Consider the following 21,542-nt stretch of genomic DNA (forward strand, 5'->3'; position numbering starts at 1 on the left):
GCTTTTTCCTTGTTTTTTAGCAAAGCGATCGCGTTAGGAAAGCTGTGATTCAGGGCATTCTTGCCATCAGAGAAATAAACTTTATGCTTAATACACGGCTGAGAAATTAATTTGGGTTGTCTCAGGAAAGCTTTACAGTCGTTCGGTAGCCCCCTTTTCAACAACTCCATAAGCCTATGTCGAGCAAGCTTGAGCGACTGGTTACGGTGCGTCCCACAGTAAATCTGCCCCAGTGCCCCCTGCGGCAGCCTAGAAATTTGCCCCTGCGTGGACTTCTAATTGTCCCTTTTATCCTACAACTGGTCATTACAGTAGGGTTGGTGGGCTACTGGTCGTTTCGTAATGGGCAACAAGCGGTTAACGAACTCGTCGTTAATCTCCAAAACCAAGCAACTCAACAAATTAATCACCATCTTGACTGCTACTTAACTAACGCTCGTCAGCTCAATGAACTGAACGCTACAGCCATTAGTTCTGGCTTGGTTGATCCCAAAGATCAAGATGGTTTAGGACGCTTCTTTTGGAAGCAAGCAAAGCTCTATCAGGTCGGCTATATCCTCTTTGGGGCCAAAACCGGAGAATATGTAGATGTAGGACGACCACAAACCTATCCTCTGGAGCTGATTACCGAGCGGATGAGTAGTAAGCGATATGGAGATAATCGTCTCTATATCTATGAGCCAGACTCCCAGGGAAATCGCGGTAGGTTTGTGGAAACAGGAAGATATTACCCGTTCCAAAAGGAGGCTTGGTATACAGAGGTCATGCGGACGAGTAAACCGAAATGGACCTCCGTCTACACGTGGCAGAGCTTTACAACGAATCCTCTAGCGATCGCCATTAGTAGCCCAGTTTATGACAAAAACAAAAATCTAATTGGAGCGATCGCGATTGAGCAACGTTTGTCTCAAATTAGCGACTTTCTCCGGCAACTCAAAATCAGCGCCTCTACTACCATCTTTATTATGGAAAGAGACGGACGGATGATTGCCAATTCCAGCTCTACAGAGTCTTTCAAGGTTGTCAATGGCACCCCCACCCGCCTCAAAGCCTCAGACAGCCCTGATTCCCTCATTCAATCAACCGCTACTGCTTTAAATCAGCAATTCGGTAGCCTGGATGGAATTCAGCATCGTCAACAACTGAGGCTTGTTCTACAAAATCAGCATCAGTTTGTGCAGATCATGCCCTGGCAAGACGACCTGGGTCTGGATTGGCTAGTCGTAGTGGTCATCCCAGAATCAGATTTTATGCAGCAGATCAACATTAATACTCGTCATACGATTCTGCTCTGCACGATCGCCCTGATGATTGCCATTCTGACTGGGATTGTCACAGCTCACAAAGTTATCCAGCCGATTCTACAAATCAATGCTTCAGCTAAAGCGATCGCAGATGGCAATTTAGCCCAAACCGTGAACACACAGGGAGTCCATGAATTAGAACTGCTCAGTCATTCATTTAATCGCATGGCTGATCAATTGCAACAATCTTTTACCGCTCTAGAAAACGCCAACTATGTGTTGGAACGACGGGTCGAGGAACGCACTGCCGAGCTGGAAAGAGCCAACCGAGAGCTGCAACGCCTCTCTGAAGTAGATGGATTAACCCAAATAGCCAATCGTCGCTATTTCGATCAATACCTGGCGCAGGAGTGGCATCGCTTACAACGCGAACAGCAGGCTTTATCGCTAATTCTCTGTGATGTTGATTTTTTCAAAAAATACAATGATTTCTATGGCCATCAAGGCGGAGATTGTTGTTTGCGCCGAGTGGCTCAGGTGCTACAACAAACCGTGAAGCGTCCAGCTGACTTAGTAGCTCGGTATGGTGGTGAGGAATTTGCCATCGTTTTGCCATCTACAGATTTCAAGGGTGCGATCGCAGTCGCCCGATCCATTCAGCACGAAATCTACCAATCTCAATTCCCACATCCTAATTCAGAGGTGAGCGAATTTCTCACCATTAGCATAGGTGTGTCCAGTGTGGTGCCAACTAACACAGCTTCTCCAGAACAGTTGGTAACAGCAGCAGATGAAGCTCTCTACGAAGCTAAACGCCAAGGCCGCGATCGCTACATCTTTCACTCCATCCCTCAGCCAAACGCCTAATTTCTTCCTATAGCAAGTGTCTACCCGAAACTTGGCTGCGTCAGCTTGTATCCCTTCACTGGAGTGAATAAACTTCAGGCTCCAAGCGATAAGTCAGCATGAGAAATTTTCAGGGTAGATTTGGAAAACACCGATCGGGATATAGCTCATTTATGCTTCAAGGCGCTTCCACCGAATTGGGGCAAGCGTGTGTAACAACGCTGTTCACAATCCTTTTGCTGACTCAAGGTGGAATATTCTTAACCCATCCTCAGCTGGCAACCTTAAGCTGCGATCGCCCCAACTCCAATCTCGGCATTTGCAAGCTAATGCTATCTAGTTTATTAGGAAAAAAAGTCGTTCCTTTCCCGCTGACGCAACTAGAAGGCGCAGAGGTTAAACACCACGGAAAATTAAGACAGCTAGTTTTGCTCTTACCCGATGGCAAACTTCATTTTCCAGTGAATCATGGCTTTAGCGATACAGAGGGAAAAGCCACTCAAATCAATGCGTTTCTACAAAATTCAGAAATTCAATCTTTGTCCCTGCGGCAAGATAGCCGTTGGGCCACATATCCAATGGGGCTAATTATGACAGGGTTTGGTAGCTGCTTGATATGGTCCTACATCTCCAATTTACTCAAACGTTTTTCCTCCCGCTCTGATCTCTAAGGTGCTTTAAATGCATATCCGAGTTGGGCAACTTGAAGACATCGAAATTCTATTTGAAATCAGAACCAGCGTCATTGAAAATCATCAATCCCGTGAGGAGATTGCGGCGCTAGGTATTACTCCAGAAACCGTGGCTGGGATGTTGCAAACTGATTGCGCTGCCTGGATTGCGGAAATTGACAATCAACCCATTGCTTTCTCCATCGCCAATGCCACAGAGAAAACTATTTTTGGGATGTTTGTCCTCCCCGCTTATGAGGGTCGAGGAGCAGGCCGCGCCTTGATGCAACAAGCTGAAGCATGGCTATGGTCGCAGGGAGCTGAAGAGATTTGGTTACTGACAGGGAATGACCCAACCCTAAGAGCCTATGGGTTTTACCTCCACTTAGGTTGGCTGCCTACCAGTGTTGAGCCAGATGGTGAAATGAAATTTATCAAACAAAGATAACTTGCGTTGCGATCGCACTTCAACCCCTAACCCACTCACCTAATTGACCATCGTTGAAAATTTTCCGGACGTAGTTTAATTAGCCAGGAATAAAGAGTGGTAGATGCACCCTGATTTCAGCCCCTGGCCTCGGCTAGGGGTTTTTTGTTGGGAAGCAAATTAGTTTCAGGAAAATTTGCGGCTCAGTTCTTTGGGAACAGCGTTCGATCGCTTGCAGTGGGCATACTAGAGACGTAAACTGACACAGGCCAGACGCTCACTATGAAGCCCTTGAAGAGAGTCACCTCTGAATTGGTTGGTTTAGCGGCAGACGATCGCGAACCCATCCACATCATTGGGCAAATCCAACCGCATGGATTACTCTTGGCCTTGCAAGAGCCAGACCTCACGATTACCCAACTCAGCGAGAACACCCAAGGATACTTTGGTCTAGCTTCAGAGTCTTTACTGGGTCAGCCGTTATCGCATATCTTTACTGACGAAACAGTCGAGTCTATTACAGCGCTGTTGCAAAATGGGGCGGACACTTCTCATCCCTTTGCTGTCAGCCTCAAAGCACCACCCGTTTCTGAGGCCTCTAGCTCACAAGCATCTGCCTTTTTAGCCACGATGCATCGAAATGATCAGGCGATCGTGTTGGAACTAGAACCGATGCCGTCAACCAATCCAATTCAATCGGGCGAATTCTATAGCCAATTGACTCAGGCTTTGGTCAACATCAAACAAGCTTCCACCCTCACGGAGCTGTTTCAGAATGTGGCGAAAGAAGTTCGCAAGGTAATTCAGTTCGATCGCGTGATGATTTACCGCTTTGATGCCGACCACAGCGGTATTGTCGTAGCGGAGGAACTGAATTCTGGCTTAGAGAGTTACTTGGGCTTACGCTATCCTGCCGCTGACATTCCCTCTGTCGCTAGGAATTTATTTACCCGCAAGTGGCTGAGAGTCATTCCAGATGTGCACTATCAGCCTGTCAATTTAGTTGCGGCTGATAGTGTCGAGGCTCCTCTTGACCTCAGCCAGTCAGGATTGCGTGGCGTCTCTCCCTGCCACCTGGAATATCTACGAAACATGGGGGTTTCGGCCTCCATGTCTATCCCTCTGATTGATCAAAATCAATTATGGGGATTGGTGGCTTGTCATCACTACAGCCCTAAATTGGTGGGATATGAAACGCGGCGGGTATGTGAGTTGCTAGGGCAACTGGTTTCTGTCGAGTTGGTTTTGCAGCAAGAGCGAGAACTACAAAACTATCGTGAACGCATTAGACGCATTGAAGAAGGATTTAGACAAGATCTGCTGAAGTATCCCAACCGGATTGACACCGTACTCAAACGCAACCAAGAGACGCTCTTAAATCTCGTACAGGCCCAAGGAGTTGCGATCGCCCTAGGTAATCAAGCTATTTTGGTAGGTCAAACTCCCAGCAACACCCAAATTCAAGACCTGTTGAATTGGTTACTCGTAGACAAAAAACAGGAGATATTTTACACAGACAGCCTCGTTGAAGAATACCCAGAGGCTGAACTTTTCAAAGAAGTCGCCAGCGGAGTTTTAGCCATCTCCATCATGGTGAGACATACGTCTTATCACATCATTTGGTTCCGCCCAGAACAGCGCTACACCGTTAAGTGGGCGGGCAATCCTAGTGATGCAGTTTCAGTCACTGCCGAGGGAGTAGTACGTCTCTCTCCTAGAGGCTCCTTTGAAGTGTGGAAAGAGCTAGTACGAGACCACTCCTTACCTTGGGAACCCTTAGAAATTGAAGCGGCTCAAGAACTAAGACACAGCCTCCTAATTGCGGCCCTAGAATCCTCTCAGACAGCCCTGCGAGAAGCTGCAGCCCAGGCAGAGAAGGCAAACCAAGCTAAAAGTGAGTTTCTTACCAACATGAGCCACGAAATTCGCACCCCCATGAATGCGATTTTGGGCTTTACGCAGTTGCTTGAAGTCACTTCCTTAGATGAACAACAACAAGAGTATATCCAGTCTATTAGCCACGGTGGCGAAAGCCTACTAGCGATTATTAATGACATTCTTGATTTGTCTAAGTTAGAAGCTGGGGAGCTCAAACTCCACTCCACCAAGTTCGCCCTGCGGACTGTGATTAAAGATTTGACCAATCTGTTTCAGCCCCAAGCAGATGCTAAAGGGTTGTCCCTAATTACGAGCATCGCTCCAGAGATTCCCCAATGGCTAGTCGGTCCGGTCGATCGCCTCCAACAAGTGCTGACCAACCTCATCCGCAATGCCATCAAGTTTACTACCACCGGGAAGGTGGTTCTTAGAATTGAGCAGCGAGAGCAGTCGGAGGAAGACTCAACCGTAACCCTGCACTTTAGCGTGCAAGATACAGGCATTGGTTTAGCCCCAGAAGACCAATCCAGAATCTTTGAACCCTTTACTCAAGTTGAGACATCAGCCACTCGGCAGTATGAAGGCACTGGATTAGGGCTCACCATCTGCCGAAAAATTGTGCGCTTGATGGGAGGAGACATTGGAGTTGAAAGTACCTTAGGACAAGGGTCCACTTTTTGGTTCACCGCTCCTTTAGAGCTTGCCCCCAGCCAACCCCAGAAACTCGCCACTCAAGCGGTAGGAAACGTTAGCACCTACGCCATACCCACAGCTCGAATCTTAGTGGTAGAAGATACTCCCCTCAACCAAATGCTGACAATCAAAATGCTGCAAAAGCTGGGCTATCAAGCGGATGCAGTTAACAATGGGCAAGAAGCTTTGGATCAACTCGCGGCAACTTCCTATGACATTGTTTTGATGGACTGCCAGATGCCTGTGCTGGATGGATACGAAGCAACTCGACGACTACGCCAGCGCCAAGGACAGGAACATTATCCTGTCATTATTGGGGTCACTGCCTATGCAATGGTTGGAGACCAAGAAAAGTGCTTAGCAGCAGGCATGGATGATTACCTGAGCAAACCAATCAAGATGAAAGATTTAAGTAACCTCTTGGAGCGCTGGTCGTAATTTAGCCAGCCAGTTTAACGAATAGGAGCCAAAGGATGCGATCGCCCCTTTTGTGAAGCCAGATGTGATTTAGCACATATCTCTTGCAAATCCTTCCTGATTCTTCTCCAGGAGTTGCGAATAAAGAACTGGTAGATGCACCCTGAATGTGACCCCTAGCTACGGCTGGGGGTTTTTTGTTTGGGGCGATCGCCAGCCTAGATTGAAAGTTCTAGATTTACTGAATCGTGATTTGCAATTCATAGGTAGCATTGCCGCGGGTACTCCCGACAATCACTTGATAGTCGCCAGTATGGGGCAAAGGCACCGTTTCTGACTGTGCCCCGGTAGTCAGAATATATCCGCTGGGAGACACCACATCAAAGGTGGCGTTCTGTTCTGTCGAGGTTAGGACGATCTTCATTTGCTGTCCTCCTTGAGCCTTGAGCAGGTACACGTCTCGTTCTCCCCGAATGACAGCATGGTTAATGACAGTGCCATTACGACCTGCCTCAAACTGTACTTGCTTAGTATGTACGGCAGAGGCCGCATCTAGGAGATCACGTGCTTCCAATCCATCTTTATTAGCAAAGCGCGATCGCACCTCTTCACAATTAGCAGCAACGAATTTAGCCTGCCGCGTCACAACCTCGCTGGGTGTAATGTTCCAGGTTTCCTGGGTGTCTTGAACGTCATACTCAATCCAGGTACGAATTTGGGCCTTTAGTTGATTGCCTGACAAAGATCCAGAAATCTTTTGAGCATAGGAAGAATAGTAGCCCTCAGACTTATTTTGTATGGTGGCCTGACTATCCCCAGTGACCGTCTGATCCGCTGCTACCGCTAAACGCAATACCGATGTGAGCGTTGGTAAATCAGCACGGTAACAATATTGTCCTGGTGCGATCGCGTTTGTAGAGCCGGCTGAGGGTGTAGGCGAAGCACTCGGATTGGGTGATGCAGCAGGACTAGCGCTGGACACTGGGGCAGTGGGTGATGATTGCTCGGTACAGGCGATCGCGATCGGAAGTATCCCCAGCATTGCTAGGAATAAAAGCTTAGATGGGAACACAACACTACTTCTAAACACAATTGAGGTTTTTTCTCCGCTATTCCTTCAAAGACTTAAGCAATTGAGTAGGACGTGCAGCTTGTACAGCAGACAAAAGATCAGGATGATGAATCATCATATAGTGCTCATACTCAAACCAATGCTTCTCGCCTTTCTCTCGGTTACAAGCCCTACAGATCACCCACAAATTCTTGAATTCCATTGATAGCCAAGGATACTGAGACCTAGGTAGTTTGTGGTCAATGGTTCTGCCACCACATTCAGAGAATCTAATATCACAAATTGGACAGTGCCAATCTGAGTGATCTCTTACCCAATCTTGGCTGTCTTTAGTAGTTCCACACTCACTATCACCACTAATATATCGCCAGTAATTAAATTTTTTGTAATCTTCAAAATCTTGCTCGGTCAGTTTGTGATAACGCTTCTTACCAATCTCGTCAGCTAGACTGAATAACTCCTCAAGCCCTTTATTCTCAAGATCCACAATATTTCTCGCTAGGGTTTTGTGGTTCGATACGTTTTTTGATTGCGTTTCTTCTGATTTTTATTAGTTGTTTTCTGGCTGTAATCAATAATCTCTATCTCGGTATCAGGAAATTGCTGATCTATCAACTCTCCAATCTCAACAACTTCCTTAGATAGCTGTTGATTAAACTTTTCTATTTCTTTAGAAGTAAGATATTTATTGCCAATTCGATCAGCTTCTAAGAATAATTCTTCCAGGCTCATATCCTCAAATTGATATTTACCTAAAATTTCCTCGATCTTCTGAAAAATTTTAATGACATTGTCCCAACCTACATTTTTATAACTATTCTCTTTTAACCACTTTTTATCTTCCTGCTTAAGCTTGTCTCGATTTCTTGAGTTAGTGCACTGTAGGTTGCTATAACTCATGCCATTGAAAGTTTTTGGCTGGCTTTTTTTGCTTGCCATTGGCTCAATTCCTCAGCCTAGTGTCCACCTAAATAGCCTAATCACAGCTTTTTTAACTTCGCTGTCTTCATACTGTAAAAGCATTTTTGTATCTCTTGCCAATCTAAGCCTGATCTGGTCAACTATATTCTTTAAGTCTTTGTTTTCTTTCTTAAGCTGTGTATTAGCGACTATCAGTTCATCATTTTGATTTGTTAAGGTTTGAACATCAAAATTCAAAGACTGGTTTGTCAAAGATAAACCTTGAACTTCAGCCTCAAGCTGTTTCTGCTCCTCTTCCAAGATTCTCTTTTTATTCTCAAGAGTTGCTTTAGCTGCTTCTATAGATTCAATAGATTTTTCTAGTTGTAGATGTTCTGCTTGCAAAACCTCAAATTTACGCTGTACCTGATTACGGGCTCTAGCATAACTAGCATTATTGTGTCCCAAGCTAGAGTTCTTTTCAGCATAAGATCCAACTAGCTTTACAGCAGTAGGTTCATTGCAAAGAAGCTCAAAAAGTCTTTCGCATTCTTCTTTAGTCAGAGCTTGACTGATATTTTTATTGATATCAAACTTTTCTTTCAAATTACTTTGAAGCTCATCTTTGGATACCATCAGCTATCTCCTGAAATATTGATAGCTTTGCAAAATTGAAGAGGTTGTATACAATCTACCAACTGCATAGCACTAGATACTTTAGAGCAATATAACTCTCTAATTTATGCCCATTATTACTAAATGTCCTGAAGTTGGCTGGGTTTCTACACTCTCTTCATCAAAATTCTTAAATGTTAAGATATGGCCAAACTTTGCCTTTACTCATGCGAGCACCCCACCAGTACTTAGAAAACCTCCCAGAGTGAATTCTGGTTAGTTCATCGTGGTTTTTCGCTGAAAATTAGGTAGGCTGCCCCTGCTAGAAGCATTGCGGCGAAGAAGTAGTTGCGGGTTAGAGGCACCTTCATGTAAGCCACACTGAAACCTGCAAAAACCAGCATCGTGATAATTTCCTGCAACACTTTTAGCTGAGGCAGGCTGAAGTAGGTTACACCAATGCGATTGGCGGGCACCTGGAAACAGTATTCAAAAAAAGCGATCGCCCAACTGACAACAATGGCAATCCAAAGTGGAGCCGCCTTTAGATCCTTCAAATGACCATACCAAGCGAAGGTCATGAAGATGTTGGAGACCAGTAGAAGCAGAACTGGTTTGAGCATGTTTCGCTAGAGTTAGGATGGTTGATCTGGGTTGCCTTCAGAGGCATCACGCCACAAAGCGATGCCACCAAATAGACCAGTCACATTGGGCACAACTTTGACATTGGCTGGTAACTCGATCGCGATTTTGTCGGTATTGCCGCCTCCGATATGGAGAGTATCGTAGTTAAACAAATGCTCCAAAGACGCGATCGCCTTCTCCAATCGACGGTTCCACTTTTTCTTACCCACACGATCGAGTGCTTCTCGGCCTAACTGTTGCTCGTAGGTTTCCTCATTGCGGAACTCATGATGCCCCATTTCCAAATTAGGCACGAGTTGACCATTGACAAACAAAGCCGAGCCAAAGCCAGTACCCAGAGTGATCACTAACTCTACCCCTTTACCTACGATCGCCCCCATGCCTTGCATATCGGCATCATTCGCAACCCGCACAGGCTTACTTAGGTGCTGAGACAACGCAGTTGCTAAATCAAACCCGATCCAGCTAGGGTCAAGATTCACCGCCGTTGCTGTCACTCCGTTACGCACTACACCCGGAAAACCTACCGAAACGCGATCGAACTCGCCTTGGCCCTCGGTCAACTGGGCGATCACCACAATCACGGCATCCGGAATAGGAGGTTGGGGGGTTTCCACCCGCGATCGCTGCGTGAGTGCATGGCCCGCCTTGTCCAACACCATCACCTTTACACCGCTACCACCAATGTCTACTGACAGCGTTCGCATCAAATTTCCTCCTGGATGCAGTTATATGCCGACAGTGTAGTGAATCTGCAACCGCGATCGCTCTATCTCAAGAAACTTTCTGGATCATTGTCACGTAGTCGTGAAACAAGGAGTGGTAGATGCACCCTGATTGTGACCCCTGGCTATGGCTGGGGGTTTTTTGTTGCCAGGCAGATTACACAGCAATCGGAAAGACCCAATCTTGATATTTAGGGTCACGATTTTCGGTAATGGCAGTTAGCTTCTCTCTCAGCTTTTCCGTAATGGGTCTTTCTGTGGATAAGTGATAATTCTCCACCCGCTGGACGGGCGTAATTTTAGCCGCAGTACCGCTAAGAAATACTTCATCCGCCGCAAACAGTTCAGATTTATCCAGCGATCGCTCAATCACTTCAATCCCTAAATCACGCGCGATCGTCAACACACTGTCTCTAGTGATGCCTTCCAGAATATCTTGATCAAATCCTGGGGTGATGATTTTGCCATTCCTCACCACAAAGATATTCATGCCCGAAGCTTCGCTGACCTTGCCTTGAGAGTTCATCAAAATCGCTTCATCAAAGCCAGATTCTACTGCTTCAGTTTTCGCTAAAGAAGAGGTAATGTAAGCGCCACTAATTTTGCCCCGCAACGGTAAACTACGGTCTTCTTGGCGATACCAAGAACTAATGCGGCAGCTCACGCCTTCAGGAGATAAATAATCTCCCAACTCTAAGCCGTAAACAAAGAAATCTTTTTCAATATTGTGCAGTCTAGGAGCGATACCTAAGTCAGAAGTATAAACAAACGGACGAATATAAAAAGAAGTAGTCGGCCTATTTTTTTTGACAAAATCAACTAGAATTTGCTGAATTTTATCGGCTGGCAAATCGTAATGCAGAAACTTAGCGCTATTACTTAATCGCTTGCAGTGAGCATCCAAGCGGAACAACAAGAACTGCTGATCGTTCTGAGGATCAGGAATGCCTCTCAAGCCACCAAACGCACCAGTTCCGTAATGTAGGGCATGAGTTGCAATGGAGAGGTTAGCTTCACCAAAGGGCACGAACTGGTTTCTAAAGTAGGCGATGGGCAGAAAGTTATGCATAAACCTGAGGAGCGCACTTCATAGAAAAGCCATTATACTATTCTGGCTTTCCCGATTTTGATGGTTTTACCCCTTTAGCTCGGAGGCGGTGTTGATTGAAGGCTCTTTCCCATAGTCGTTGGCTGCATCCCTGTTTGTTGTTGGGGTGGATCTTGCTGGGTGCAGCACTACGCTTTAACCACTTGGCTAATAAGGCATTGTGGACCGATGAATTTTCCACCTTGGTCTTCAGTTTGGGAAATAGCTTTCGTACGGTTCCCCTCGATCAAGTCATTACCATCCGCCGTCTCCTAGAGCCTCTGCAACCTGACCCAACCGCAGGCATTGATGGGGTGCTGCAACACCTGATGAGTGAGAGCACTCATCCGCCTTTATATTTTGTCTTGGCGCATCTGTGGATGCAGCTATTTGCTCCAGAAAACGGTTTGGTCTCGATTTGGGTGGGGCGATCGCTGCCTGCTTTGCTGGGAGTTGTATCTATTCCTGCCATGTTTGGCTTGGGTTGGCTCACCTTCCGTTCTCGCTTGGCTGGGCAACTAGCGGCAATGATGATGGCGGTGTCTCCCTATGGCCTGTTTCTGGCGCAAGAAGCCCGACACTACACCCTCTCGATTTTGTGGGTGATTGCGTCGCTTAGTTGTTTCGTCGTTGCTACCCAATTTCTCCGCGATCGCCGTCGTTTGCCCATTTGGATCGGCTTGGCTTGGGTGGTGGTCAACAGTTTGGGCATTGCCACACACTATTTTTTCGGTCTGACACTATTTGCCGAAGCTTTTGTCTTGATTGGACAAGCGATCACTCAGAGTCGCCAAGACCCAGGCGCTTGGTTACGCCCTTACTGGCGACGCATTTACGCAGTGGTGGCTGGCACAATCGTAGGTGGTTTAATTTGGCTACCAGCCTTGCAATCTGTCTATGGCAGCGACCTGACCGAGTGGATTGAAACCAGCGATCGCTGGAATCTCATGGCTTGGATTGGCCCCATTTTTCAAGCCTTAGCCGCCTGGATCACCATGCTATCTCTCTTACCTGTGGAAGCGGAACTGCTACCGATTGTGATCGCCTCTGGGGTAATCATGATAATTTATTTCATCTGGGCCATTCCCCTTTTGCATCAGGGTTTCAAAGCTCAATGGCATAGTCAGGAAGTTGGCCCAGGAGTACAGGTTTTGGCAGGATTTGTGCTGGGAGCGATCGCGCTGATCTTTGCGATTACCTACGGCTTGGGCACTGACCTGACCCGTGGCGCTCGGTACAACTTTATGTACTTTCCAGGGGTTATGGCTCTGGTTGGTGCCAGTTTAGCGGCTGTTTGGAACTCGACTTCTGCTAATCGCACCCCAACAGAGCATCCCTCCTCGACTTCACAACGCACCTGGCTTCCTTTCAAAAAATATGGCAAACCAGCCATTCTTGCCGTGTTGTTAATGGGAGTTTTAAGCGGTTTGACCGTCACTAATAATTTGGGCTACCGCAAATATTATCGTCCCGACCTATTGGCTCCCGTGATTCAAGCCACATCCCAAGTACCGACGCTGATTGCCACTACCCACAATACCCATGTCCAAACGGGAGAACTAATGGGATTAGCTTGGGAATTTTGGCATGATAGTGCGTCAGACAGTTCCAACAAAAACTCGCCCCAGTTTTTGTTGGCGCACCAGACTTGTAATCCCAAGCAAACTCCCTGCCAACAATCAGCCCAAATTCTTCAGCGAAACTTGACGGCTCTCCCCCGACCGTTCGATTTGTGGCTCGTGAATTTCTACACCAATCCAGAATCAGCGTTGCCCACTTCTCTACAAGATCAAGGCTGTGCGGCTGACCCCAAGGTGAATTCTGGAGTACATGGCTACAGCTATCAGCTCTACCACTGCTTGAAGCAGTCATAATAGGGGCTATTCTTGCCTTAAGGTTTCTGGTGTGGCGACAGGAGACAAACCTGCGATCGCTCGCAAATTCTGGCAACGAACTAATTCTGTAAAGCTCAACTGGAGTCGGCCTTCAATCCGAGCCACTGCTTCGATCGCTTCCAGCAAGTGCCGAGCTGCTTCTGCTTCTGTATAGCCTCGACGCAAAGCTACTCGAATCGCGGCTTCATCGGTTTCGAGTTCTCGCTGGGAACTTTGGGTAGAGCGCCAAATTTGAGTGCCCGCGATCGCCGCTAGTCCTCCTGCCATCAACAGCCCTACGGCATCTCCCTGCACCGCTTCTACACCCGCTCCTACCAAACCAACCGCAATTAAGCCACGATAGAGGTCTGGTTTGAACCACTTGATGCCAATCAACCAGCTCACCGCTCGCAACAACGTTAGATCTCGTTGGGGCCGGGACAACTGGCTCCACAAATCAAAGTTGATGGAGACGGGGCGATTGGGCGACCAAGGCACAGGATAAGAGTAGTCAATCACCCGCGATTGCTCCGGTTTGTTCACAATGCGGCAGAGCATCCGCCCGGAGGCAGGCATGATATCTAGGAGGCGGCGAACTTCGGGGTCAGGATTCATCATGTCCCGATTTTACAAGTTATTGCCTGAGCGATCGCCCCTCTTACCCATTAAGGACGGGGAGAAGCCGATGGGGTAGCTCTGGTAGCTGGTGTTGTTCCTGCGGGCGAGGTCGTAGGTGAAGTTGTTGCAGTCGGCGCAGTTTGAGGCGCAGCCTGAACTCTAGGACTGACCGTTGGAGAACTGGTTACGGGAGGAGTAGTCGCAGCAGGACTAGCCGCTGGGGATGTTGTTGGTGCGGTTGTAGCGGGCGCAGCTGCTGGAGTGGTGGTAGCGCTGGGGCTGCTTGGGGCCACAGTCGTAGCTGGGCTAGTGGGGGATGCCGTTGGTAAGGCACCAGGGGTTACGGCTGGCGCAGTGATCGCTGGAGGTTGGTCGCCTAAGATGCTCCCATTCCCTTCTTGGTAAAAGACACCTGCCACTGCCGCGATCATCATGGTCGCTAAGGTGCCGACAAATAACGCTTTCCAACCCAGTTCGGAAATATCTTTGCGGCGAGACGGAATCAGGGCGATCGTACCTCCCACAAAAATTCCCACTGAAGCCAAATGAGCAAAGCCAGAAAGCGCGTAGCTAATAATCAAAACAGCGCGATCGCTAATTATCCGCTCTGCTCCGGGTAAAGCTGCTGCAGTAGCTAAAGCTTGATAAGGGGGAATGGCTGTTTCTAGTAATCTGCGGCCAATAATTACCGAGGATTGCCACAATTCGTTCCAATCCAGCGAAACGCCCGTCAAAAAGGTGAGCGGCAAGAAGAGCACACCCTCGATATTAGCCAGCGTTACCACACTAAAAATTTGCCCAATGGGGCCAGGAATAGCAGCTAATGCAGCAAAAATTTGGTTAATTAAGGAGACTAAACCCAAGATCAGAATCAGTACAGCAGCGATCGCCACCGCCATTTTGACCCCATCCAACGCCCCCACAATAGCTGCGTCCATTGGGCTAACGCGCTCGATCGGCTCTCCACCTACCGTTTCATGCTTAGGCGCGTCCTCAAAATCTGACTCGACCACCGCTGCTTCTTTTCGGGTCGTGGCTTTTTCTTCCATCGGAATGCCGCCCGCTGTCAAGGGAACTTCGGTTTCTGGCACTAAGATCTTGGACAGGACAAAGCAAGCAGGAATGGCAATAATCGAGGCTGAAACCAGGTGTCCCAGAATGTTGGGGAAGACAGGCCGCAGGAAGCTGACGTAGATTGCCAAGGTCGAGGAAGCAGCGGTGCCAAAACAGCAAGACAGAATGGCACAAAGTTCACTGCGCGTCATTTTGGGCAGGTAAGGCTTCACCACGATCGCCGCCTCAATGCCGACGAAGATATTAGCGGCTCCACTCAGGGCCTCTGCGCCGCTCAGGCGCATAACCGCGTAAAAAACCTTAGCAAAAATATTAGTAATAACCTGGATGACGCCAATGTTGTAGAGCAAGGCCATCAAGCCAGAAAAGAAGATGACTGTGGGCAAGGCGCGAAAGGCAAAAATGTAGCCTAAATTGACATCCGCAGGCCTGCTAGGCAGGGGCACAAGGTTCTTACCAAAGACAAAGCTCGCACCCGTATCTGCGGCCAAAAAGACACTATCTAATAAACTACTAAATCCTTGGAGTGCCGCTCTAGTAGGAGGAAACAGAAACACCAAGGCTCCCAGCACGAGTTGCAATAGAATGCCTGCTATCACCACCCGCCAAGGAAAAACACGTAGGCTCCGGTTTTCAGAGAATAGCCAAGCGACCGCACAGAGACCAAAAATGCCGAGAAAAGAAAGTAAGTTTAGGTAGCTCATAGGCTTAGTTCGTCTGCTGATGGTGCAGGTTGACCCGTCAAAATCTCTTCAATTCAGAGTTGGCAGCAATATTCCCTGCTTGGCAGAAATATCACAGTCCACTGATAAAGTTGCCCAGAAGTCTATAGAAAATAGCACTTCGGTTCTAGTGAAACCTTAAGTAGGGCGATCCAGATCGGAATTCCCTGAAACTTTAAGATTTACTGTAAGTGAACCGACAAATTTCATTTCCTCTGGGAAACAGCAGGACAATCGCGTTAATAATAAACAGTTAATCTCAACAACCTTTGGCATGGACGCTTTCGATCCCATTGCGCCTGACTGGACTCAATCAGCGACTCACGCCCATGAGTTTCATTGCCCTCAATGTCATGCACCCAGCTTAGAAGCTCAACAAGTTTGGCTTAACCGCCGATCGCCCGTGTATACCGAAAACCATCGTCGCAAATGGCAAGAGTTTTACCAATGCCAATGTGGTTATGCTTGGTGGGCTTGGAGTAGCGATCGCCCCCCTTCCAAGTTTAGCGATCGCGAGTTACCCCAAGAGGATCTACCCGGTTTTTGGTAGTACACCGGACACCTAGCTTTGTCCTACAGCGACCCGTGGCAAACGATGCTTAAACCCACAAAGAATTTCCCAAGAAATCGTGCCGAGAGTGGTGGCCCAATCATCAGCAGTAATGCGATCGCGGCCATCTTGCCCTAGCAGCGTCACTACTTCCCCAGCCTCTAAATGGGGAATATCGGTCACATCAACCATGAGTTGGTCCATTGTCACCGCGCCCAACTGCCGCACCCGTCGCCCCCGGATTAGACCTGTGAGCTGATTGGACAGATTGCGTGGTACTCCATCGGCATAACCAATCCCCACGACTGCAATGGTCATTTCTCGGTCAGCGACGAACTTGTGGCTGTAGCTGACTCCTGTACCTGGCTGAATTGTTTTTACTTGGGTGACTCGTGCTTTTACTTGCAGGGCTGGCTTCAGGTCTACCACTGTTTGCAAGTGGGGAGCAGGATAGAGACCATACATCGCTAGGCCGACCCGCACTAAGTCGTAATGCAAATTCGCATCGGTCAGAGTTGCGGCTGAGTTGGCTAAATGCAGCCGAGGTAAAGCTATTCCTGTGGCTTGCAGTTGCGCGATCGCGGCTTCAAATCGTTCCTGCTGCAGCCGCATGATTGTGGGGTCAGGACTATCAGCAGTGGCTAAATGCGAGTAAATGCTGGCGATCTTTAAATGGGGTAAGCGCTCTACTAATTGCACAAATGCGATCGCTTGCTGCCAAGGAGTACCCAAACGAGACATGCCTGTATCCAGCTTGATGTGGACAGGTAACGGTTGAGGTTGGGACATGTCACTCAGGGTTTCTGAGAACACCAGTGCTTGTTTGGGGCTGCCCAGCGTTGCTTGGAGTTGCCAGTGGGCGATCGCGCGGATTTGCTCTGGGCTGTAAGTCGCCCCTAAAACCAAAATGGGTGCTTCAATGCCTGCTTCTCGTAGGGCAATGCCTTCGGGAATTGTGGCAACTCCTAACCAAGTCGCACCATGCTGCAACACTGTCTCCGCCACAGTCACCGCGCCATGGCCATAGGCATCTGCTTTCACCACTGCCATTAGCGCTGTCTTAGGCGCTAGCAAACTCTTAAGCTGCCGAATGTTGTAAGCCAAGGCACTCAAATCTACTTCTACCCAAGCCCGCTCACACAGAGGTTCTCTCGGCACCTCACGTTGTATAGAGGCAGTTCTTAAATCTGGCTCCCAGCTCAACATATTCCTTCCCTCCTTCCACTCACACCACTTCAGTTCTACGACTCTCGGCGCATCGTCCGAATAGACTTACCGCACCGTAGCGTTTTAGCCCCCACCTCGACCCTCTCTAAAGCTAGGAGTCAAGACGAGTTAATAAAATTTACCAGCAGTGTAACCAGTGCGCCGGATTGTCACAAGTTTGTCTGAACTCTCCACCGATCAGCAGCACCATTCCGTTAGGACAAACAAAATAACTTTAAGTACAGAGCCTAAATGAAGAAGTTATGAACAAATTCAGCAGTTTTACTGAGACAAAGACGCAGTTCAGGATATTGATTTGAGATAGAGGTAAACGTATGCTGAGTTTCCTCAGGCTTATACAGCGAGGCAAGCGAAATCATGGTTGAGTTTGAAGCTGCTGCCAGAAAGTATCAGAAGCTACTACGCCTGAAGCGGAGAGAAATCTGATGCAAGAGTCAATAATGCCGAATTCTGTGAAGGGAATTCAATGAAACTGCGCCAGCGAACTCTGCTACTGATTAGCGTAGCTCTAGTAGGTCTGGTAGGAGTCCTCTACACTAGCTCCTCCACCATTTTGCTGGGTAGTTTTGCCAAGCTAGAAGCAGAAGATACACAACGCAACGTCGAGCGGGCGATCGATGCCTTTGAAGCAGAAATTGACAAACTGAACTTTACCGTTCATGACTGGGCTGAGTGGAACGATACTTATCAATTTGTTCAGGATGGCAACAGCACCTACCTCACCGCCAACCTCAATGCAGCCACGATCACCCGCCTTCAAGTTAACCTGATGCTCTACACTCAGCTTTCAGGGAAAACCATCTTTGGCAAAAGCTTCGACTCCAAAACTCAGCAACTCACCGCGATTCCGCCTAGCATTCAGAGCTACTTAGCAGCGCATCCTTCCCTGCTACAACCGCCTAGCGCCACCAATCGGCTATCGGGGGTCGTGCTGATGCCAGAAGGCCCCATGTTGGTTGCTTCCAGCTTGATTTTGACTGGGGAAGGCAAAGGACCTGCCCAAGGTACCCTCCTGATGGGGCGCTACCTAGACAGCACCACAGTTCAGCGATTAGCCAATATTACTCATCTTTCGCTTACGGCTTATCGCATTGATGCTCCGCAGCTATCTCCTGATTTAGCCACGGCTAGAACCAGCCTCAGCACTCAAACTCTTTCTGAAAAGGGCGATCGCATTTTTGTCCAACCTCTAAACTCAGAGGCGATCGCAGGCTATACCCTCATCAACGACCTCAACGGCAAACCAGCCATTCTCTTGCGCGTAGAGCTACCCAGGCGGATCTATCAGCAAGGGCAAGCCAGCCAACGTTATCTGCTCCTAACCTTGCTCATTATTGGTTTAGGGTTCGGCATTGGGACACTCTTACTGCTAGAGCGACTGGTGCTACGGCGGCTAGGCCACCTGATGGGTGAAGTCAGCAAGATTAGCTCATCTAGAGATTTCTCGCTGCGAGTCGCGTCTCTCGGCTCTGATGAGCTGTCTAACTTGGGGTCTGCGATTAACCAAATGCTAGAGGCGTTGGGCAAGTCCCAGTGGCAACTGCGTCACAGCCAGGAAAACTATCGGCTGGTGGTAGATAACATCAAAGAAGTGATTTTTCAAACTGATAGGGCAGGAGTTTGGCAGTTTTTGAATCCTGCATGGAGCAGGATCGCTGGATTTGCCGTGGAGGAAAGTCTGGGCCAGCATTTTCTCAGCTACATTCACCCAGACGATCGCCCTTACCATCGGCAGCAATTTCAGCGCTTGATGACTCAGCAGGCTCCGGACTACCGCGCTGAAGTGCGGTTGCTGACCAAGGACGGCAAGCTGTGCTGGATGGAGCTAGAAGCTCAAGCCACCTTAGATGCCAAAGAGCGAGTAGTAGGACTATCTGGCACGCTTTACGACATCACGAAGCGGAAGCAAGCAGCCACAGCCGTTCAATTGCTGCAAAACGTCACTCAGGCGATTAGTGAAGCCGAGGATTTCGCCACGGCCCTTGAAGTCGCTCTCAGCAAAGTTTGTGAAGCCACGGATTGGGATTATGGGGAAGCCTGGATTTCCTGCCCAGAGCGAGTTGCGTTGGAACTCAGTCCTGCTTGGTACAGCAATTCTCCAATCATGCGGGACTTCCGCCGCCTCAGTGAAGCCTTCACCTTTCCCTTAGGAACAGGCTTACCGGGACGAGTTTGGCTCTCCAAACAACCAGAGTGGATTCAGGATGTTTCTCAAGAGGCGTATCAGCATTTCTTGCGGGTGCATATTGCCCTAGAGGTGGGTCTGAAAGCAGGGTTTGGCGTGCCCATCACCGCAGAAGGTGAAGTGTTAGCTATCCTCGTCTTCTTTATGTTTGAAGCGCGGGAAGAAGACCGAGGCTTAGTGGAACTGGTGTCAGCGGTCGCTACTCAACTCGGCTCTGTTCTGCAACGCAAACGCGCTGAAGAAGCACTGCGCCTGGCGGAAGAAAAATATCGCAGCATTTTTGAGAACTCCTTAGAGGGGATTTTTCAAACTGCACCCAATGGCAGCTACCTCAGCGCCAACCCAGCCCTAGCAAGAATTTACGGCTATAGCAGCTCAGAGGATTTGATCGCTAACCTCACCAGTGCTGAGCAGCTTTATATAGAACCCGATCGCCGCACAGAATTTATTCTGGCTTTGGAGCAAGAGGGAGTAGTGTCACGGTTTGAATCGGAAGTCTATCGGCGAGACGGCAACCTCATTTGGATTTCCGAGACCGCCCGAGCGGTACGCGATGCCAAAGGGAAACTCCTCTATTACGAAGGCACCGTTGCCGATATCACCGATCGCAAGCGGTTTGAAGCAGCTCTGCGGTTACAGCAAGCCAAGGCCGAAGAGTTGTTGCTCAACATTCTGCCCCCATCGATCGCGGAAAAGTTGAAACAAAATTCTGGGGCGATCGCGGATAGCTTCCCAGACGTAACCGTACTCTTTGCCGACATCGTCAACTTTACTCAGCTTGCGGCTCGCATCTCACCCACCGAACTAGTCAATCTACTCAACCAAATTTTCTCTGCCTTTGACCGCTTAGCCGAACGCCACGGTCTCGAGAAAATCAAAACCATTGGCGATGCTTACATGGCCGTAGGGGGTGTGCCTATTCCCTGTGCTAATCACGCTGAAGCGATCGCCGAGATGGCCCTGGATATGCAAACCGCGATCGCCCAACTCAACCTAGAGCAGCACGAAATCTTTCCCATTCGCATTGGCATCAATACAGGCCCAGTCGTCGCAGGTGTGATTGGCATCAAAAAGTTTATCTATGATCTTTGGGGCGACACGGTTAATATTGCCAGCCGCATGGAATCGGAAGGTCTAGCAGGCTGCATTCAAGTCACAGCTAGCACTTACCAATGTTTACAAGACAAGTACTTATTTATTGAGCGTGGCGAAATCCCAATTAAGGGTAGGGGAGAGATGAAAACTTATCTTTTGGTAGGCAGAAAAACCGCTTCTGGCATTGAGGCTGCCTAAGTTAGGCTTGATCCCGCTAGACGCGGCAGAGCAGATGTGAGCTGTGTTACTATCTGTGAAAATATTCTCTCTGTCAACCATCAATGAGCAAGGTTCTGGTGCTAAACGCCTCCTACGAACCACTCAACATTACGAGCTGGCGACGGGCGATCGTTTTACTTCTCAAAGGCAAAGCAGAACAGGTAGAACACAACGGCAAATGTGTCTACTCTGATTTTCCACTGCCAACGGTGATTCGGCTGCGGCATTATGTCCGGGTGCCTTACAAGGAAATTCCACTCACCCGACGAAATATCCTCCACCGAGATAGTCACTCTTGTCAATACTGTGGCTACACAGGTGATGACCTAACCCTCGATCATGTGATTCCGCGATCGCGCGGCGGGGATGACAGTTGGGAAAATATCGTGACTGCTTGTGTTCGTTGTAATGTCAAAAAAGGCAACCGCACTCCGAAAGAAGCCAATATGCCTCTAGACTATCCACCGCGCAAGCCTCACAGTGGCCTGTACTTTGAAGTCACAAAGCATGTCAAGAACGGCGGACATCAGGAATGGCGTAAATATGTAATTGGTATCTGACCCCCGTGTGCAAGTAAGCGCGGGGTTTTTAATTGCTGATCTAGCAATCCTAGATGGGTTATGAGAGGCCCACTTCGCCCATTATCTGTGGGTGAAGCGCTCGTCTCTACTGCTTCTTAGATACTCTGCGAGCAGTATGTCGTTCTACGAGTTTTTTGCGAAGATCAGGGTGTACAGATCAACGGCTCAATCGCTGAT

The 21,542-nt window shown here is 48.5% G+C and carries 18 protein-coding genes; 8 read left to right on the forward strand and 10 right to left on the reverse strand.

All coding sequences use genetic code 11. The features are described from left to right. Positions 1–176: 176 nt before the first annotated feature. The 4 genes from H6F72_RS12500 (at position 177) to H6F72_RS12515 (ending at position 6,197) form a co-directional block, all read left to right on the forward strand. The gene (locus H6F72_RS12500) at positions 177–2,111 is read left to right on the forward strand and encodes a diguanylate cyclase domain-containing protein (protein ID WP_190435611.1); all 1,935 of its coding nucleotides are present in this window, start codon (positions 177–179) and stop codon (positions 2,109–2,111) included. A 152-nt stretch (positions 2,112–2,263) separates the two neighbouring features. After that, a complete protein-coding gene (locus H6F72_RS12505; protein ID WP_190435613.1) occupies positions 2,264–2,761 on the forward strand; it encodes a hypothetical protein in 498 nt (165 codons plus the stop codon). 10 nt (positions 2,762–2,771) lie between these two features. Further along, positions 2,772–3,209 carry a GNAT family N-acetyltransferase gene (locus H6F72_RS12510; RefSeq protein ID WP_190435614.1) on the forward strand — a complete coding sequence of 146 codons (438 nt, stop codon included), beginning with the start codon at positions 2,772–2,774 and terminating at the stop codon, positions 3,207–3,209. 261 nt (positions 3,210–3,470) lie between these two features. Beyond that, positions 3,471–6,197, forward strand: a complete 2,727-nt coding sequence (locus H6F72_RS12515; RefSeq protein ID WP_190435616.1) for an ATP-binding protein — start codon at positions 3,471–3,473, stop codon at positions 6,195–6,197. Positions 6,198–6,414: 217 nt separating this feature from the next. Here the strand turns inward: H6F72_RS12515 and H6F72_RS12520 are convergent, their stop codons facing one another. The 7 genes from H6F72_RS12520 to H6F72_RS12550 form a co-directional block, all read right to left on the reverse strand. Then, a complete protein-coding gene (locus H6F72_RS12520) occupies positions 6,415–7,248 on the reverse strand; it encodes a hypothetical protein (protein WP_190435618.1) in 834 nt (277 codons plus the stop codon). 37 nt (positions 7,249–7,285) lie between these two features. Beyond that, on the reverse strand, positions 7,286–7,735 hold the full coding sequence (locus H6F72_RS12525) for an HNH endonuclease (protein WP_190435620.1): 450 nt from the start codon (positions 7,733–7,735) through the stop codon (positions 7,286–7,288). 11 nt (positions 7,736–7,746) lie between these two features. Continuing rightward, positions 7,747–8,187, reverse strand: a complete 441-nt coding sequence (locus H6F72_RS12530) for a hypothetical protein (RefSeq protein ID WP_190435622.1) — start codon at positions 8,185–8,187, stop codon at positions 7,747–7,749. A gap of 12 nt (positions 8,188–8,199) precedes the next feature. Further along, positions 8,200–8,784, reverse strand: coding sequence for a hypothetical protein (locus H6F72_RS12535; RefSeq protein WP_190435624.1), 585 nt, complete (start codon positions 8,782–8,784; stop codon positions 8,200–8,202). Between the two features lie 260 nt (positions 8,785–9,044). Beyond that, positions 9,045–9,386, reverse strand: a complete 342-nt coding sequence (locus tag H6F72_RS12540) for a DMT family protein (RefSeq protein WP_190435627.1) — start codon at positions 9,384–9,386, stop codon at positions 9,045–9,047. A 12-nt stretch (positions 9,387–9,398) separates the two neighbouring features. Beyond that, positions 9,399–10,115 carry an ROK family protein gene (locus H6F72_RS12545; RefSeq protein ID WP_190435630.1) on the reverse strand — a complete coding sequence of 239 codons (717 nt, stop codon included), beginning with the start codon at positions 10,113–10,115 and terminating at the stop codon, positions 9,399–9,401. Positions 10,116–10,290: 175 nt separating this feature from the next. Beyond that, entirely contained in the window at positions 10,291–11,202 is a 912-nt protein-coding gene (locus tag H6F72_RS12550; protein WP_190435633.1) for a branched-chain amino acid transaminase, read from the reverse strand. A 95-nt stretch (positions 11,203–11,297) separates the two neighbouring features. Here H6F72_RS12550 and H6F72_RS12555 point away from each other — a divergent pair, with 95 nt between their 5' ends. Continuing rightward, a complete protein-coding gene (locus H6F72_RS12555; protein WP_190435635.1) occupies positions 11,298–13,094 on the forward strand; it encodes a glycosyltransferase family 39 protein in 1,797 nt (598 codons plus the stop codon). 6 nt (positions 13,095–13,100) lie between these two features. Here the strand turns inward: H6F72_RS12555 and H6F72_RS12560 are convergent, their stop codons facing one another. Continuing rightward, a complete protein-coding gene (locus H6F72_RS12560) occupies positions 13,101–13,712 on the reverse strand; it encodes a DUF3318 domain-containing protein (RefSeq protein WP_242016909.1) in 612 nt (203 codons plus the stop codon). Between the two features lie 47 nt (positions 13,713–13,759). Continuing rightward, on the reverse strand, positions 13,760–15,490 hold the full coding sequence (locus tag H6F72_RS12565; RefSeq protein ID WP_190435638.1) for a NupC/NupG family nucleoside CNT transporter: 1,731 nt from the start codon (positions 15,488–15,490) through the stop codon (positions 13,760–13,762). Between the two features lie 292 nt (positions 15,491–15,782). On the opposite strand from H6F72_RS12565, the gene H6F72_RS12570 reads away from it, so the two are divergent. Beyond that, a complete protein-coding gene (locus tag H6F72_RS12570; protein ID WP_190435643.1) occupies positions 15,783–16,058 on the forward strand; it encodes a hypothetical protein in 276 nt (91 codons plus the stop codon). Between the two features lie 12 nt (positions 16,059–16,070). Here H6F72_RS12570 and alr read toward each other — a convergent pair whose 3' ends face one another. Continuing rightward, positions 16,071–17,264 carry an alanine racemase gene (alr, locus tag H6F72_RS12575; protein WP_190435646.1) on the reverse strand — a complete coding sequence of 398 codons (1,194 nt, stop codon included), beginning with the start codon at positions 17,262–17,264 and terminating at the stop codon, positions 16,071–16,073. A 487-nt stretch (positions 17,265–17,751) separates the two neighbouring features. Here alr and H6F72_RS12580 point away from each other — a divergent pair, with 487 nt between their 5' ends. Next, positions 17,752–20,763, forward strand: coding sequence for an adenylate/guanylate cyclase domain-containing protein (locus H6F72_RS12580; RefSeq protein ID WP_190435648.1), 3,012 nt, complete (start codon positions 17,752–17,754; stop codon positions 20,761–20,763). A gap of 83 nt (positions 20,764–20,846) precedes the next feature. Then, positions 20,847–21,344: an HNH endonuclease gene (locus tag H6F72_RS12585; RefSeq protein ID WP_190435653.1), complete on the forward strand. Its 498-nt coding sequence runs from the start codon at positions 20,847–20,849 to the stop codon at positions 21,342–21,344. Positions 21,345–21,542 lie beyond the last annotated feature (198 nt).

The organism is Trichocoleus sp. FACHB-46 (assembly GCF_014695385.1).
Taxonomy (GTDB): Bacteria; Cyanobacteriota; Cyanobacteriia; order FACHB-46; family FACHB-46; genus Trichocoleus.

What these genes read in the sequence shown, in the direction of transcription:
- H6F72_RS12530 (WP_190435622.1), bottom strand. Translation starts at nt 8,187, where the DNA reads ATGGCAAGCAAAAAAAGCCAGCCAAAAACTTTCAATGGCATGAGTTAT.
- H6F72_RS12535 (WP_190435624.1), bottom strand. Translation starts at nt 8,784, where the DNA reads ATGGTATCCAAAGATGAGCTTCAAAGTAATTTGAAAGAAAAGTTTGAT.
- H6F72_RS12550 (WP_190435633.1), bottom strand. Translation starts at nt 11,202, where the DNA reads ATGCATAACTTTCTGCCCATCGCCTACTTTAGAAACCAGTTCGTGCCC.
- H6F72_RS12540 (WP_190435627.1), bottom strand. Translation starts at nt 9,386, where the DNA reads ATGCTCAAACCAGTTCTGCTTCTACTGGTCTCCAACATCTTCATGACC.
- H6F72_RS12500 (WP_190435611.1), top strand. Translation starts at nt 177, where the DNA reads ATGTCGAGCAAGCTTGAGCGACTGGTTACGGTGCGTCCCACAGTAAAT.
- H6F72_RS12565 (WP_190435638.1), bottom strand. Translation starts at nt 15,490, where the DNA reads ATGAGCTACCTAAACTTACTTTCTTTTCTCGGCATTTTTGGTCTCTGT.
- H6F72_RS12505 (WP_190435613.1), top strand. Translation starts at nt 2,264, where the DNA reads ATGCTTCAAGGCGCTTCCACCGAATTGGGGCAAGCGTGTGTAACAACG.
- H6F72_RS12545 (WP_190435630.1), bottom strand. Translation starts at nt 10,115, where the DNA reads ATGCGAACGCTGTCAGTAGACATTGGTGGTAGCGGTGTAAAGGTGATG.
- H6F72_RS12580 (WP_190435648.1), top strand. Translation starts at nt 17,752, where the DNA reads ATGAAACTGCGCCAGCGAACTCTGCTACTGATTAGCGTAGCTCTAGTA.
- alr (WP_190435646.1), bottom strand. Translation starts at nt 17,264, where the DNA reads ATGTTGAGCTGGGAGCCAGATTTAAGAACTGCCTCTATACAACGTGAG.
- H6F72_RS12570 (WP_190435643.1), top strand. Translation starts at nt 15,783, where the DNA reads ATGGACGCTTTCGATCCCATTGCGCCTGACTGGACTCAATCAGCGACT.
- H6F72_RS12515 (WP_190435616.1), top strand. Translation starts at nt 3,471, where the DNA reads ATGAAGCCCTTGAAGAGAGTCACCTCTGAATTGGTTGGTTTAGCGGCA.
- H6F72_RS12510 (WP_190435614.1), top strand. Translation starts at nt 2,772, where the DNA reads ATGCATATCCGAGTTGGGCAACTTGAAGACATCGAAATTCTATTTGAA.
- H6F72_RS12560 (WP_242016909.1), bottom strand. Translation starts at nt 13,712, where the DNA reads ATGATGAATCCTGACCCCGAAGTTCGCCGCCTCCTAGATATCATGCCT.
- H6F72_RS12585 (WP_190435653.1), top strand. Translation starts at nt 20,847, where the DNA reads ATGAGCAAGGTTCTGGTGCTAAACGCCTCCTACGAACCACTCAACATT.